This is a genomic window from Aquipuribacter nitratireducens, assembly GCF_037860835.1.
Lineage (GTDB): Bacteria > Actinomycetota > Actinomycetes > Actinomycetales > JBBAYJ01 > Aquipuribacter > Aquipuribacter nitratireducens.
Genome location: NZ_JBBEOG010000007.1, coordinates 155,098 through 167,923, shown reverse-complemented (window position 1 = coordinate 167,923; position 12,826 = coordinate 155,098). Strand labels below are relative to the sequence as shown.

General features: G+C 74.7%; 20 protein-coding genes and 2 tRNA genes. 14 read left to right on the top strand and 8 right to left on the bottom strand.

Annotation, left to right across the window (positions count from 1 at the left end):
- Nucleotides 1-391: 391 nt before the first annotated feature.
- Together WAB14_RS14095 and WAB14_RS14090 are read left to right on the top strand one after the other, a co-directional pair.
- Nucleotides 392-760, top strand: coding sequence for a DUF3566 domain-containing protein (locus tag WAB14_RS14095; protein ID WP_340270708.1), 369 nt, complete (start codon nucleotides 392-394; stop codon nucleotides 758-760).
- Between the two features lie 82 nt (nucleotides 761-842).
- Nucleotides 843-916: transfer RNA gene (locus WAB14_RS14090), tRNA-Ile, on the top strand.
- A 16-nt stretch (nucleotides 917-932) separates the two neighbouring features.
- Here the strand turns inward: WAB14_RS14090 and WAB14_RS14085 are convergent.
- From WAB14_RS14085 to WAB14_RS14075, 3 genes are all read right to left on the bottom strand, one after another.
- On the bottom strand, nucleotides 933-1,337 hold the full coding sequence (locus WAB14_RS14085) for a nitroreductase/quinone reductase family protein (protein WP_340270707.1): 405 nt from the start codon (nucleotides 1,335-1,337) through the stop codon (nucleotides 933-935).
- A 98-nt stretch (nucleotides 1,338-1,435) separates the two neighbouring features.
- Nucleotides 1,436-2,035, bottom strand: coding sequence for a response regulator (locus tag WAB14_RS14080; RefSeq protein ID WP_377002801.1), 600 nt, complete (start codon nucleotides 2,033-2,035; stop codon nucleotides 1,436-1,438).
- Nucleotides 2,036-2,100: 65 nt separating this feature from the next.
- Complete coding sequence (locus WAB14_RS14075) at nucleotides 2,101-3,258, bottom strand: sensor histidine kinase (RefSeq protein ID WP_340270704.1); 1,158 nt, start codon at nucleotides 3,256-3,258, stop codon at nucleotides 2,101-2,103.
- 131 nt (nucleotides 3,259-3,389) lie between these two features.
- Between WAB14_RS14075 and WAB14_RS14070 the strand changes: the two genes are divergently transcribed.
- From WAB14_RS14070 to WAB14_RS14035, 8 genes are all read left to right on the top strand, one after another.
- On the top strand, nucleotides 3,390-4,100 hold the full coding sequence (locus WAB14_RS14070) for a hypothetical protein (RefSeq protein ID WP_340270703.1): 711 nt from the start codon (nucleotides 3,390-3,392) through the stop codon (nucleotides 4,098-4,100).
- Between the two features lie 145 nt (nucleotides 4,101-4,245).
- Entirely contained in the window at nucleotides 4,246-4,692 is a 447-nt protein-coding gene (locus WAB14_RS14065) for a hypothetical protein (RefSeq protein WP_340270701.1), read from the top strand.
- Between the two features lie 3 nt (nucleotides 4,693-4,695).
- A complete protein-coding gene (locus WAB14_RS14060; RefSeq protein ID WP_340270699.1) occupies nucleotides 4,696-5,193 on the top strand; it encodes an anthrone oxygenase family protein in 498 nt (165 codons plus the stop codon).
- Nucleotides 5,194-5,239: 46 nt separating this feature from the next.
- Complete coding sequence (locus WAB14_RS14055) at nucleotides 5,240-5,854, top strand: sugar O-acetyltransferase (protein ID WP_340270698.1); 615 nt, start codon at nucleotides 5,240-5,242, stop codon at nucleotides 5,852-5,854.
- 174 nt (nucleotides 5,855-6,028) lie between these two features.
- A complete protein-coding gene (locus WAB14_RS14050) occupies nucleotides 6,029-6,181 on the top strand; it encodes a hypothetical protein (RefSeq protein WP_340270697.1) in 153 nt (50 codons plus the stop codon).
- The gene (locus tag WAB14_RS14045; RefSeq protein ID WP_340270696.1) at nucleotides 6,178-6,861 is read left to right on the top strand and encodes a hypothetical protein; all 684 of its coding nucleotides are present in this window, start codon (nucleotides 6,178-6,180) and stop codon (nucleotides 6,859-6,861) included. The genes WAB14_RS14050 and WAB14_RS14045 overlap by 4 nt, the downstream gene beginning before the upstream one ends.
- A 59-nt stretch (nucleotides 6,862-6,920) precedes the next feature.
- A complete protein-coding gene (locus tag WAB14_RS14040; protein ID WP_340270695.1) occupies nucleotides 6,921-7,037 on the top strand; it encodes a DLW-39 family protein in 117 nt (38 codons plus the stop codon).
- A 33-nt stretch (nucleotides 7,038-7,070) separates the two neighbouring features.
- Nucleotides 7,071-7,143: transfer RNA gene (locus WAB14_RS14035), tRNA-Ala, on the top strand.
- 95 nt (nucleotides 7,144-7,238) lie between these two features.
- Here WAB14_RS14035 and WAB14_RS14030 read toward each other — a convergent pair.
- Entirely contained in the window at nucleotides 7,239-7,541 is a 303-nt protein-coding gene (locus WAB14_RS14030; protein WP_340270694.1) for a hypothetical protein, read from the bottom strand.
- On the opposite strand from WAB14_RS14030, the gene WAB14_RS14025 reads away from it, so the two are divergent.
- Nucleotides 7,522-7,968 carry a hypothetical protein gene (locus WAB14_RS14025; protein WP_340270692.1) on the top strand — a complete coding sequence of 149 codons (447 nt, stop codon included), beginning with the start codon at nucleotides 7,522-7,524 and terminating at the stop codon, nucleotides 7,966-7,968. The two genes, WAB14_RS14030 and WAB14_RS14025, sit on opposite strands and share 20 nt — an antisense overlap.
- Nucleotides 7,969-8,001: 33 nt before the next feature.
- Here WAB14_RS14025 and WAB14_RS14020 read toward each other — a convergent pair whose 3' ends face one another.
- Nucleotides 8,002-9,057, bottom strand: a complete 1,056-nt coding sequence (locus WAB14_RS14020) for an SH3 domain-containing protein (RefSeq protein ID WP_340270690.1) — start codon at nucleotides 9,055-9,057, stop codon at nucleotides 8,002-8,004.
- Between the two features lie 179 nt (nucleotides 9,058-9,236).
- Here WAB14_RS14020 and WAB14_RS14015 point away from each other — a divergent pair, with 179 nt between their 5' ends.
- The gene (locus WAB14_RS14015; protein ID WP_340270689.1) at nucleotides 9,237-9,533 is read left to right on the top strand and encodes a DUF1905 domain-containing protein; all 297 of its coding nucleotides are present in this window, start codon (nucleotides 9,237-9,239) and stop codon (nucleotides 9,531-9,533) included.
- A gap of 17 nt (nucleotides 9,534-9,550) precedes the next feature.
- Here WAB14_RS14015 and WAB14_RS14010 read toward each other — a convergent pair whose 3' ends face one another.
- Genes WAB14_RS14010 through WAB14_RS14000 form a run of 3 tightly spaced genes read right to left on the bottom strand, consistent with a single transcriptional unit; the run spans nucleotide 9,551 to nucleotide 11,180 of the window.
- A complete protein-coding gene (locus WAB14_RS14010; RefSeq protein WP_340270687.1) occupies nucleotides 9,551-9,961 on the bottom strand; it encodes a hypothetical protein in 411 nt (136 codons plus the stop codon).
- A 21-nt stretch (nucleotides 9,962-9,982) separates the two neighbouring features.
- Nucleotides 9,983-10,345 (bottom strand): hypothetical protein, encoded by a 363-nt coding sequence (locus WAB14_RS14005; protein ID WP_340270685.1) that lies wholly within the window; start codon nucleotides 10,343-10,345, stop codon nucleotides 9,983-9,985.
- Nucleotides 10,346-10,367: 22 nt separating this feature from the next.
- Nucleotides 10,368-11,180: a hypothetical protein gene (locus WAB14_RS14000; protein WP_340270684.1), complete on the bottom strand. Its 813-nt coding sequence runs from the start codon at nucleotides 11,178-11,180 to the stop codon at nucleotides 10,368-10,370.
- 155 nt (nucleotides 11,181-11,335) lie between these two features.
- On the opposite strand from WAB14_RS14000, the gene WAB14_RS13995 reads away from it, so the two are divergent.
- Together WAB14_RS13995 and WAB14_RS13990 are read left to right on the top strand one after the other, a co-directional pair.
- On the top strand, nucleotides 11,336-11,866 hold the full coding sequence (locus tag WAB14_RS13995; protein WP_340270682.1) for a peptidylprolyl isomerase: 531 nt from the start codon (nucleotides 11,336-11,338) through the stop codon (nucleotides 11,864-11,866).
- On the top strand, nucleotides 11,850-12,773 hold the full coding sequence (locus WAB14_RS13990) for a rhomboid family intramembrane serine protease (RefSeq protein WP_340270681.1): 924 nt from the start codon (nucleotides 11,850-11,852) through the stop codon (nucleotides 12,771-12,773). The genes WAB14_RS13995 and WAB14_RS13990 overlap by 17 nt, the downstream gene beginning before the upstream one ends.
- Nucleotides 12,774-12,826 lie beyond the last annotated feature (53 nt).

The window sequence follows — 12,826 nt, the reverse complement described above, 5'->3', positions numbered from 1 at the left end:
CGCGAGCGCGTCCCCGGGCTCACGCGAGCAGGCACCCGCCGCGTCGCGGCCTCCGTCGTCGACGACGCCCGGGGGGGCACCGTCGCGGTCCGCCGGATCCGCTGGATCCTCTGGATCCGCTGGTCCCGCGGCGCGCACGCCGAACGGCACGGCGCGTCCGGCGCCGGCGGGTCCTGCGGCGCGTTCGGCACAGCCCCAGGCGCGGCCGGGTCAGTCCCGGCCCGGTCAGTCGGGTCGACCTGCTCAGCCCGGTCAGCCCGGTCAGCTCGCCCAGCCGGGTCAGGCCCGGCAGGTCCGTCCCGGTCAGCCCCGCCCGGGCCAGGTCCGCCCCGGACAGCGTCCCGGCCAGCCCGGGGCGGTCGCCCGTCCGCAGGGCCAGGTGCGTCCCGGGGTGCGGCGGGGCCCTCGCAAGGCGCGTCTGTCGGTTGCCCGCCTCGACCCGTGGTCGGTGCTCAAGCTGTCGTTCCTGCTCGCGGTCGCGCTCGGCATCGTCGGGGTCGTCATGACCGCCGTGGTGTGGAACGTCGTCAACGGCATGGGCGTCTTCACCGACGTCAACGAGATCGTGCGTCAGGTCGACGGCTCCGACCGATTCGACATCCTCAGCTACGTCGGCTTCGAGCGGGTGCTGTCGCTGTCGGTCGTCATCTCCGTCGCGAACATCGTCATCCTCACCGCGCTGGCCACCCTCTTCGCCTTCATCTACAACCTCAGCTCGGGTCTCGTCGGCGGCCTGCACGTCACCCTCACCGACGAGTGAGCGGGAGCCCGTCGAGGGCACCCGGAGGATTTCGGCGACACCGTGCCCGTCGGGTACCCTCGCCGTTGCGCGCGAGCGCAGCGGGCCTATAGCTCAGTCGGTCAGAGCGCTTCCCTGATAAGGAAGAGGTCGCTGGTTCAAGTCCAGCTAGGCCCACCCCCTCGGACGGCACTCAGCGTCGTGCCAGCTCCACCACCGGGATCACCCGGGTGGTCCGTCGCTCGTAGTCGCCGAAACCCGGTGCCTCCGCGATGATCCGCCGCCAGGCGTCCTCGCGTTCGGCAGGGTCCAGCTCGCGGGCCACGACCTCGACCTCGCCGTCGTCCGGGGTCTCGATCCGGACCTCCGGGTGCGCGAGCAGGTTGCGGTACCAGGCCGGGTGCTCCGGCGCCCCGCCCTTGGACGCGACCACGAGCCAGCCGGCCTCGGTAGGGAACGACATCACGGGCGACACCCGCGCGGTGCCGGTGCGCGCACCGAGGTGGTGCAGGAGCACCAGGCGGCGGCCGAACTGCGGCACCTCGCCACCGTTGGCGCGGAACGTCTCGATGACCTGCTGGTTCCAGTCCGCTGCCACGGTACCTCCACGGTCGTCGGAGCGTGCCGCTGGACGGCACGTCCTCCACAACCCCGCGAGCGCCCTGGCTACTCCCGCCGGGCGTGGCCTTCCGTGCCTCAGCCGTCCGCGACGCGTCCCGTCTCGTACGCCCACATCGCCATCTCGACGCGGTTGCGCGCCCCCAGCTTCGTCATGAGGCTCGTGACGTGCGCCTTCACGGTGCTGAGCGACACGAAGAGGTCGGTCGCGATCTCGGCGTTCGTGCGGCCGCGGGCGACGGCGAGGAGCACCTCCTCCTCGCGCTCGCTGAGGGGCACCTGCGGCTCGGCGGGCCGTGAGGGCGTGCGGCCGGCGAAGGTCGAGAGCAGGCGCGCCGTGACGCTCGGTGCGATGAGGGCGTCGCCCCGAGCGGCTGCGTGCACCGCCTGCACGAGCAGGTCCGGTCCGGCGTCCTTGAGGAGGAACCCGCGGGCGCCCCCCCGCAGCGCGTCGTGGACGTACTCGTCGAGGTCGAACGTCGTGATGACGACGACGGGCAGCGGGTCCTCGACCCCCGGACCGGCGAGGGCCCGCGTCGCCTCGATCCCGTCGAGGCCGGGCATGCGGACGTCGAGCAGGCAGACGTCCGGACGCAGCCGTCGGGCCGCCGAGACGGCCTCGACGCCGTCGCGGGCCTCCGCGACGACCTCGATGTCCGGCTGGGCGTCGAGGATCATGACGAGCCCGACGCGGACGAGGTCGTGATCGTCCGCCACGAGGACACGGACGTGCTCCGCCGGTGTCACCGCCGACCACCCGTCGGCACGGTCGCGTGCACGGCCCACCCGCCCGCGGGTCCGAGACCGGCCTCGAGCCGGCCGCCGAGCAGCTCGACCCGCTCGCGCATCCCCGCGATCCCCAGGCCGGAGCCGGCGCCGCGGGCGCTCGTGCGGCCGACCCCGTCGTCGCGGACGGCCACGACCACGGCGTCCACGGTCGCGCGCACGCTGACGTCGACCCGCGTGGCCCCCCGGGCGTGCCAGCGGGCGTTCGTCACCGACTCCTGCACCACCCGGTACACCGCCCCGTCGACGGTGCCCGGCAGGTCCGTGACGTCCCCGGAGACCGTCACGTGCACCGCGGGCGAGCCCGGTGCGCCGGGACGGTCGAGGTCGACGAGGTCGGCGACGCCCTTCACCGGCGCCCGCCCGTCGGTGTCGCCCTGCCGCAGGACACCGACCAGCGAGCGCATCTCCACGAGCGACCGCGTCGCCGCCTCCTCGATGACACGGAGCACCTCCACGGCACGACCGGGGTCCGCGGCGGCGACGGTCCGCCCGGCCTGCGCCTGGATGACGATGCCCGACACGTGGTGCGCGACGGTGTCGTGCAGGTCGCGCGCGAGGCGCTCGCGCTCCCGGTCCCGCACCTGCTCCTGCGCCCGCCGCCGGTCGGCCACCGCCAGCCGCACGGCGACCCCCAGCACCACGGGCAGGAGGAGGAAACCGGCGCCGATGAGGTTGTCCTGCGTGGAGCTGCCGTAGACCGGTTCGCGGCCGAAGTGGGCGACCATGAGGAACGCGACGCCCGCGAGGACGTGCCGGCCGGACGCCCACCGGCCGAGCGAGTACGCCAGCAGCAGCACGACGGCGGTCGTGTTCGGGACGCCGTACGGCAGGCCCGCGAGCGCGGGCGCGAGCCCGGTCACCGTCTGGGCGCCGTACGACAGCAGCACCATCCCGAGCGGGAACCGCGTGCGCCACAGGACCGACACGACGCAGACGAGCGTCATCACGAGGGTGAACAGCGGCCAGGGGACGTCGTCGCGGGCCAGCACCTCCACGACGGCTGTGGCGGTCAGCACCGCGACGACCGCCACGTCGACACGCCACCACCCGTCCCGCGCAGGGGGTGGCACGCGCGGCTCCCGCCACAGCGAGCGGAGGAGACGTCCCAGCACGCCCCGAGCGTATGGACCCTGCCCGGCCCCGTCATGGGACCTGTGGCCATCCGAGGGGTGGACCTTCGGCCATGCAGGTCCGGCTGCCCGACCGATGCGCCGATGGACGCGCCGGCGCGAGCGTGGTGGCCATGACGACGACAACGGTCACCCGCCCCCCGTCCACCCCCTCCGACGCGTCGGCCGCCCTCGAGCGAGGCGCCGGCGTCGCCGCGCTCGTCAAGGCCGCCACCTACCTCGTCGGTTTCGGCGTGATGGGCGCCTACCTCGCCCCGCGCGGCCTCCTCGACGTCCAGGGCGACCCGGCGGCCTCGCTGCAGTTCCTCCTCGACAACCAGGGCGTGATGTACGGCTGGTACCTCGTGCTCTACCTCGTCGGCGGCATCGCCCTCGTGAGCCTCGTGCTCGGTGTCCGCCGGCGGCTGCGCGGCGCACCCGCCCTCGCCCGCACCGCCGAGGTCTTCGGCCACATCTGGGCGGGTCTGCTGCTGGCCAGCGGCATGGTCCACCTCGTCGGTCAGCAGGCCGTCGTCGCTCTCGCGGCCGACGACCGTGCCACCGCTGCGACGGTGTGGGCGTCGACGGGTGTCGTGCAGGACGCCCTCGGTGGCGGCATCGAGGTCGTCGGCGCCGTGTGGGTGCTGCTCGTGAGCGTCGCCGCCCTCCGCACCCGCGCCTTCTCCCTCGGGCTCGCGGGCCTCGGCGTCGCCGTCGGGGTCGCGGGCCTGTGGACCGTGGTGCCCGCTGCCGCCGGTGTCGCGGCGTCCGCCTTCGGACTCGGCTTCGTCGTGTGGTTCGTGTGGGCCGGCATCGGTCTGCTCCGCGGGCCCCGCCGGCGTTGACCCGACCCGCCACCCGCGCGGCGTCGTGGGGCACAACCCGCCCCCACCGCGGTGCCTAGCGTCGCCACCAGACGACATGCACCACCAGACGAAGGAGGAGCACATGCCATCCCCACCCGAAGAACCCAGCACTGCGAGCGGTCGTGTGGCCGCCGCCGTCGCCGCCGCCCTCCTCGGCGCGGTCGCCGCCGGTCAGGTCGCGGCGGCCGCCGGGATGCCGGTCGGGGAGCACCTGTACGGCGGGCGCGTGGCGGAGGCCGACGGGCGCCTGCCGGTCCCCTACCGTGCCGCGAGCGGGTCCGCCGCGGTGCTGCTCGGGGCGCTCGCCCTGCTGCTGCTCGCCCGGGTCGGCCTCGTGCGCGCGCCCGGTGTCCCCACCCGCCTGCTCACGACGGGGACGTGGGCGGTCGTCGTCCTCATGGCCGTCAACACGCTCGGGAACCTCGCCTCCACGAGCGCCGTCGAGCGGTGGGGTCTCGGCAGCCTGACCGCGCTCGTCTCGGTCCTGGCGGCGGTCGCCGCGCGCTCGCCGCTCCCCGCGGCGACGCCAGCCTCCCGGCGGCCGCGCACCGGCGCCGTGAGCGGGGGCTGAGCGGTGGACGTCGTCGCCACGTCGACGACCGTCGCCGCGGTCGTGGCCACCGGGCTCGTCGCGGGGCTGCTCCTCGCCTTCGCCGTCGTCGTCATGCCCGGGTTGCGGGCACTCGGCGACGCCGACTTCCTCCGGGCCTTCCAGGTCGTCGACGGGGTCATCCAGCGGGGCTCGCCGGTGTTCATCAGCGTGTGGGCCGGCTCGGCCGTCCTCCCGCTGCTCGCGCTCGGTACCCGGCTGCTGGCCGGGCGGGGGCCCGACCCCCTGCTCCTCGGCGTGGCGGCCGCCGTCCTGCTCCTCGGCGTCCACCTGCCGACGGTCGCGGTCAACGTGCCGGCGAACAACCGGCTGCAGGCCGTCGACGTGGCGGGGCTCGACGCCGCGTCCGCCGCCCGGACGCGGGCGGGGTTCGAGCCACGGTGGAACCGGTGGAACCGGGTGCGGACCGTTGCGGCGACGCTCGCCCTCCTGCTGCTGGCCGTGTCGCTGCGCGTCGGGTGACGCCGTCGACGGGCGACCGTCCCGCGTGTCGGGCACGGTCGTCCGCATGACGTCCGAGTCCGACACCCGGTCGATGCGCGAGCGCATGCTCGCCGGCGACCTCTACATCGCCGACGACCCCGAGCTCGCTGCCGCGAGCACCGCCGCGCTCGACCTGATGGCGGCGTACAACGCGACGACGGTGCGGCAGCAGCCGCTGCGGCGGCAGCTGCTCGAGCAGCTCCTCGGGGCGATCGGTGAGGGGACGGAGATCCGGCCGCCTTTCCGCGTCGACTACGGCAGCCACATCCGGATCGGCGCCCGCTGCTTCGCCAACTTCGGTCTCGTCGCGCTCGACGTCGCCGCCATCACGATCGGCGACGACGTTCAGATGGGGCCGAACGTCCAGCTCCTCACCCCGACGCACCCGCTGGAGGCGGACCTGCGTCGCGACAAGTGGGAGGCGGCGCGGCCCATCACGATCGGCGACAACGTGTGGCTCGGTGGCGGGGCGATCGTGCTGCCGGGGGTGACCATCGGGGAGAACACGGTCGTCGGCGCGGGCGCCGTCGTCACGAAGGACCTGCCGGCGGACGTCGTCGCGGTCGGGAACCCGGCACGCGTGGTCCGCTCCCTGCCGCCGTCCGCCACCACTCGGAACGGCGGCACGGAACTCGGGTGACCCAGCGCCGTGACGTGCGGCACCGTCGGAGCGTGGACCTCGACGACCCCCCGCGCCCCGCGACCGGTCCGCCGCGACGACGGGCTCGTCGCCGTCCGCCCCGCCGAGCACAGCGGCCCCGAGGCGGTCCACTGCTACGACGACCCCCTGCACCGGACGTATCGCTGAATCGCGATGCTCGACCCCGTCGAGCTCGAGCAGCTCGGCGGGCACGGGGCCGGTGGCGGGTGGACGGTGGTCCTGGAGGCGGTCGACGTCGACCTCCCGCGACTCCTCGTCGCGGAGGACGAATCCGGTCACGCCGGGTCGGGTACGGGTGACGGGTGAAGGGAGCAGTCGTCGGGACGTCGCTGGCCGCCGCGGCTGTGCTCGCTGCGTGCGCCGACTCGTCCGGCACCGACGTCGCCGCACCGACCGCAGACCAGTCGTCCCGAGCGGCCGTCGTACCCACGGCTGCGCCGACGTCCGGCTCCTCGTCCGCGACGTCGACCAAGCCGTCGGGTCCGTCGGCGGAGGCCGCTGAGCGGTGCACGAGCCCGGAGGGCTTCAGCTACCGGGTGCCGGACGGGTGGCAGACGAACGACGGCTCGGTGGCACCACCGTGCTCCTACCTCGCGACGGGCCCGATCGAGGTGCCGGAGGGCACGGACGTGCGCCCGGGTGCCATCTCCGTCGACGTCGACCCGGTGGCCTTCGAGCGGGTCGCCGAGGAACGGGACAGCCACACCGACCGGACCGAGACGACGGTCGACGGGCTGCCGGCGGTGCGGGTCGAGGCGGTGGCCGGCGACGCCGGCTACTACTCGCCGGGGACGGAGCGGACGGCGTGGTACGTCGACGTCCCCGACGGGGAGCGTCCCCGGTCCCTCGTCGCCGACGTCGTCGACCTACCGGGCCAGGTGCCGTACGCGGACGCCGTCGCCGCCCTCGACGAGGTCGTCGCCTCGCTCCGGGTCGGACCCGGGCCCGCGACGGGACCGGGGGCCAACGACCGGCGGTCGACCTGACGCCGTGCTCTACAGTTGGCGAGCACGGACCGACCACCGACGACCCCCGAGGAGCAGCCGTGAAGCGAGTGCTCGTCATGGCGCTCGCCGCCGTCGCGGCCTTCGCCGCCTGGCGGAGGTGGACGGACCGCAAGCACGAGGCCGAGCTGTGGGCGGAGGCCACCGACCCGGTCTGAGCAGCACCACCGGGTCCCGGCCCGTCACACTCCGGGGGCGTGGCGCAATTGGTAGCGCACCTGCTTTGCAAGCAGGGGGTTAGGGGTTCGAGTCCCCTCGCCTCCACCCAGGCCAGCGGCGCTACTCACGTGCCCGCCGCCGCCTACTCAACCGGTGTCGCACCGCCACGACCGACGGGTCGACCCACCTACCGTCGGGCGTCACCGAACGAGAGGTGAGGTGGACGGGATGGACGCGACGGGACCGGGTGCGACCCGAGGGAGCACGGCCGCGACGGGGGACGCGCGGAGGAGCGGACCACCAGCACGGCACGCGGTCGCGGCGACGCTCGCGGCGGCGGTGGTGGCGCTCTCGCTGGGAGCCGCGCTGCCGGCAAAGAGGATGAGGTCCTGGTCGGCACCGCCCACGCTCGGCACGATGACGTTGTCGTAGAACCGGACGACGTTCTCGCCCAGGCGCGCGACGTCGGTGGCCCGCGGCGGCGTGGCGTGGGCCGGCGGCACCGTCGAGGACGTCTGCGCGTTCGACAACTTCGCCGACGTCGAAGTCCGGCTCCGCACCACCGGCGCCCCGCCGGAGCCGGGCTCCAGCGAGGACTACGGCGTGGACGAGCGGCTTCCGCTCACGCTCTACGACGGTGGTGGCCTCACGGTCTTTGAGTTCCTCGACCAGGAGTGCCCCGGCGTGCTCGGCGACGCCGACAGGGTGGAGCCACTCGCGACGGGCAAGGGGATGCTGCACGAACGGCTGTCGGTCCGCTGGGTCGAGGGCGCGGACGGTCCGATCCGGCTGTCGGAGTCGCGGAACAGCGCGACGGGGACGGTCGTCACGCCGGACGGGGAGCGGCTCGTCGTGCGGGGGGCCTCCTACGTGACGGAGGAACCGGAGCAGGTGATCCGCGAGGTGAGCGTCGAGGTCCTCAACCGCTGAGCGACGTGCCGCAGCCCGCTGGCGGCTCCTGCGTCAGCGGACGCTCACGTGCACGTGGTCGTAGTGGTTCGCCGTGGCGCCGCCCCGGTCCTCCATCCACTCCCACGCACCGGCGGAGTCGCCGGCCATCCAGATCTGCTGCTCGTAGATGATGTACGTGATGCCGAGCTCACCGGCCCGCGACTGGAGGAACCGCGCGATCTCCCAGCCGGGCGAGCCCGACACCATGATGTCGACGGCGCGCCCGCTGCCGTGGTCACCGCCGTCACCAGGGCGGTACCCGCCGAACGACGAGACGGACCCGCCGTAGGCCGCGCAGACGGCCCGGTACACGGCTCGGGCGTTCGCGGTGAGGCTGCTCTCGATGCTCGAGCTGATCGAGCAGGAGGCGTCGGATACGGCCGGCGCGGCCGCCTCCTGCGCCGCGGGCTCCGGCTCGGGCTCCGGCTCGGGCTCGGGCTTGCTGTCGGCGAGGTACGCGCTGTTGACCCAGCCGGCGGCGCCGTCGAGGACGACCTGGGTCCAGTCGCCGCTCGTCTCACCGGACACGTCGACCGCGTCGAGCGCCCCGAGGTAGCCGATGCGGTCGTGGCCGGTGCCGGGACCCGAGCGGACGTTGACGTCCGTCGTCGCCCACTTCTGCCCGACGACCGCCGGCGGCGGAGGAGGCGGCTCGGGGGTCGGCGTGGGCGTGGGCGTCGGGGAGGGGGTCGGCGACGCAGACGGCGTCGCGGACGGCGCCGGCGAGGCGCTCAGCGGGGCGCGGGGCTCACCGCGGCTCGCCTGTGCCTCGTCCCGGCCCTGCAGGGCGAGCGATGCCTCGACGCGGACGGCGTCCGCGGAGGCGCTCACCGAGGGGACCGGTGCGGCCTCGACCTCGGGCGTCCCCTCGAAGGGCAGCGCGACGAGCAGGTACCCGCCGAGCATCGTCCCGGCCACGGCCACACCGACGGCGGGACGGGACGCCGAGCGCGGCAGTCGCGCGGCGACCGCACCGGTGACGCCGGTGACGCGGCGGAGGGACGTGAGGGCCAGCTGTCGTGCGAGGAGCAGCGGGGCAGGCGCATTGCTGTGTCGGCCTCGGGGCACGGGTGCACTTCCAGGGGTGGGACGGCAAGGGAACGCGGCATCGTAACCATTTCTTTATCTTCGCGTCGAAACACGCGTCCACCCCCTGACCTGCAAGAACGGTCTGTCAGAGGCAGAAATCCGAGACCCGGAGGGCCTCGCGACCGATGAGTCCGGGGCGCCGACACGGTCTCCACGACATGACGACCACGACCTCCTCGCCGCTCGACCGGACGTTCACCGCGGTCCTCGAGACGAGCTCCGCCCCAGGTGGGTGGTCGTACGTCTGCACCGACTGGACCGCTGAGTACTTCGGCACGCGGGGGCTCGTGAAGGTGCGCGGCACCGTCGACGGCCACCCCTTCGAGGGCGCCTTCATGGCGCTCGGCGACGGCACGCACAAGCTGGCGGTCACGGCAGCGACGCGACGGGCGATCGGGAAGACGACCGGGGACCAGGTGACGGTCCACCTCAGCGAGCGGCTCGGCCGCGCCTGACCTGGTCGGGCGACGGCTCAGCCGGCATCGAGGCGGCGTTCGAGCAGCCGGTCGAGGTCCATCGACTCCCCGTCCCGCGCGCCCTTGCCGACGACCAGCGGCGGGTCCGTGGGCTCGAGCCGCGTGCCGGTGAGCCGCTCCCGCACCCCACCGATGGCCCGCAGGAGGTAGTAGCGCCCCTCGGTGTCGACGGCCACCGTGCCGTCCCGGGTGAGCACCCAGCCGGTCAGCCCGGTCCGGTACCGCCCCCGCCCGCCCGGGCCGTGGGCGACGAGCGGCTCCGGCGCCACGCCCCGCTCCCGCGCCTCGGCGACGAAGCGGTCGATGAGCGCCTGCGCGGCCGCGGACTCCTTCGCGGCGGCCCGCTGGGCGGCCTCGGCCTGCGCCGCGACGATGCGGGCGCGCTCCTGCGACCAGTCCTCCGCCATCACAGGGACCTTCCCACGCCTTCACGGGCCGGGCACGGCCTGACGGGTGCCGGGCAGGCGTACGGTCCGCGTCGGGGTCCCGCCGGTCGGCTGGTCCCGGCCGGTGCCGTCGAGCCGGTCCCCGACGAACGCGACGATCTCGAGGCCCCGACCGACGCCGACGACGAGCGTCCCGGCGACCACCGCCCCGAACGTGCAGACGAGGAACAGCGGCAGCGCGAACCCCTCGCCCCGGGTGGCGGCGACGAGGCCGACGACCACGCCGACGACGACGACGAGCCAGCCGGACGCGCTGAGGAACGTGCCGAGGCGTGCGGCGCGCGCGAAGTCCGGGCGCGGGACGCGGGAGACCCGGTGGGTCCCGGCCGGCGGCTCTGCAGGCACGAGCCGCACGCTACGGCACGTCTCAGCCCTTGTCGCCGTCCTTCGCCTGGTCGGAGCCGGTGTCGGACTCCCCGCCGTCGTCGGTCACGGTGTGCTCGCCGGGCGCGATGTCCGCGATGTCCGTCTCGGGACGCTGCTCGTCGTCCTCGTCGTCGCCGCTGGGGCTGTCCTCGGTCGCGGGCGCCGCGGGCGCGCTCGCGGGGGTCGGGCTCGGCGGCACGGGGGCCGGCGGGTACGTCGGGTACGGCTGCGCCCACGGGTCGCTCGCGTCGTCCTGGCGGCGCATGAGCACGGCGATTGCCGCGCCGAGGGCCCCGAGGACACCGAGCACGACCCAGACGGTGCGGGCGCGGTGCCGCTTCTTCGCCGGCTTCACGACGGCCTTGCCGCGCAGCACGTCGACAGCACCCGAGCCACGCTCGCCGGCGGCCGCCTTCGCCGCGGCCGCGGCGGCGGCCGCCGCGCCGACGCCCTCGACGACCTTCGGCAGCCACTCGTCGACGACCTTGTCGCGGGCGTGGTCGACGGCGGGGGCGATGCGGTCGGCAGCGGCCTCGACCTTCGGGGCGGCGTACGTGACGGTCGCGTCGGCGGCCTGGCGCAGTCGCGGCTCGGCCCAGTCGCGCGCGGTGTGGACGTGGGGCTCGGCCCAGTCCTTCGCGTGGTGCACGTGCGGGGTGGCCCACGCCACCGCGGCGTCGACCTTGGGGCGGGCGGCGGCCTCGGCAGCACCCGCCACCGCGCCGACGCGCGCAGCCGCCTTCTGCGTGGCCGTCTCGGCCGCCTTCGCGGAACGCTCTGCCTTGCGGCGGGCCTTGGTGCTGCTCCTCGACACGGGTCCTCCTCGCGGTTCTGGTGCCGGTCGTGTGGTGCCGGTCGTGTGGTGCCGGTCCTCGCACGTCAGGGCCCCTCGCCCGGACGCGCGGGCCCCATCCTGCCGCTACCCGTCGCCGGGCGCACCCAGTCACGCCCGCCTGAGACACTGGACGCATGCTTGCGACGCAGACCGCGACCATCAAGACGTCCAAGGGCGACATCCGCGTGGAGCTGTACGGCAACCACGCCCCGAAGACCGTCGCCAACTTCACCGGCCTCGCCTCCGGCGAGAAGCAGTGGGAGGACCCGAGGACCGGGCAGAAGCGGCAGGACCCGTTCTTCGACGGCCTCGCGTTCCACCGCGTCATCGACGGGTTCATGGTCCAGGGCGGCTGCCCGCTCGGCACCGGGACGGGCGGGCCCGGCTACACCTTCGACGACGAGATCCACCCCGAGCTCACGTTCGGTGAGCCCTACCTGCTCGCGATGGCGAACGCCGGCAAGCGCATGGGCAAGGGCACCAACGGGTCGCAGTTCTTCATCACCGTCGTGCCGACCCCGCACCTGCAGGGCAAGCACACGATCTTCGGCAAGGTGGCCGACGCCGAGTCGCGCGCCGTCGTCGACTCGATCGCCACGACCGCGACGGACATGCGCGACCGGCCCGTCGAGGACGTCACCATCACCGGTGTCGAGCTCTCCTGACACCCCGGGTGCGGCCGGGACCGGCGACGGTCCCGGCCCGCCTCCCGGTGGGCAGGCGGACCCGCCCGGCCACGCGGCCCCGCCGGTCTGCCCCCGCCACCCCGACCGCGTCTCCTACGTCCGCTGCCAGCGGTGCGAGCGGCCGACGTGCCCGCAGTGCCAGCGGCCGGCGGCGGTCGGCATCCACTGCGTCGACTGCGTGCGCGCCGACCCCGCGGTGCGCGCCCGCACAGTCGTCGGCGCGGTCCACGGCGGGGGCCGTCCCCTGCTCACGCAGGCGCTGCTCGTCGTGCTCGCGGTGGTGTACGTGCTCCAGCTCGTCGTGCCGGGCGTGACGTCGACGCTGGGGTTCAGCCCGGTCGTGTCGCAGTCCCAGCCGTGGCGCTTCCTCACCGCCGGGCTCGTGCACTCCCCGTCGTTCCCGTTCCACCTCCTCCTCAACGGTGTCGCGCTGTGGGTGGTCGGCCGTGAGCTCGAGCCGGTCCTCGGACGCGCCCGGCTCGGCGCCGTCCTCGGGGTGTCGACGCTCGCGTCGTCCGTCGGGGTCCTGTGGCTCACGTCGCCGCAGTCGCCTGCGTGGGCGGGCCTCACCGTCGGTGCGTCCGGCGCGGTGTTCGGGCTCCTCGGCGCCGGTGTCGTCCTCGACGCCCGGCGGGGGGCGCCGTTCGGGCGCCAGCTCGCCGTGCTCGGTGTCCTCGCCGTCGCGGGGTTCCTGCTGCCGGGCATCTCGTGGCAGGGCCACGTCGGCGGGCTGGTCGGCGGGCTCGCGTCCGCCGCCGTCCTCCTCCTGGCGCCCCGCGCCCGACGTCAGGCGTGGCAGGTCGCGGGGCTCGCCCTCGTCGTGCTCGGACTCGTCGGGCTCGTGCTGCTGCGGTGGGCCCTCGTGCCCGACGGTCTCCTCTTCTGAGGGCGTCGGGACGGACCACCGGTTATCCCCACTGTGGACAACAGGTGGGGACA

What these genes read in the sequence shown, in the direction of transcription:
- WAB14_RS14080 (WP_377002801.1), bottom strand. Translation starts at nt 2,035, where the DNA reads ATGATCCTCGACGCCCAGCCGGACATCGAGGTCGTCGCGGAGGCCCGC.
- WAB14_RS14070 (WP_340270703.1), top strand. Translation starts at nt 3,390, where the DNA reads ATGACGACGACAACGGTCACCCGCCCCCCGTCCACCCCCTCCGACGCG.
- WAB14_RS14055 (WP_340270698.1), top strand. Translation starts at nt 5,240, where the DNA reads ATGACGTCCGAGTCCGACACCCGGTCGATGCGCGAGCGCATGCTCGCC.
- WAB14_RS14050 (WP_340270697.1), top strand. Translation starts at nt 6,029, where the DNA reads ATGCTCGACCCCGTCGAGCTCGAGCAGCTCGGCGGGCACGGGGCCGGT.
- WAB14_RS14015 (WP_340270689.1), top strand. Translation starts at nt 9,237, where the DNA reads ATGACGACCACGACCTCCTCGCCGCTCGACCGGACGTTCACCGCGGTC.
- WAB14_RS14010 (WP_340270687.1), bottom strand. Translation starts at nt 9,961, where the DNA reads ATGGCGGAGGACTGGTCGCAGGAGCGCGCCCGCATCGTCGCGGCGCAG.
- WAB14_RS13995 (WP_340270682.1), top strand. Translation starts at nt 11,336, where the DNA reads ATGCTTGCGACGCAGACCGCGACCATCAAGACGTCCAAGGGCGACATC.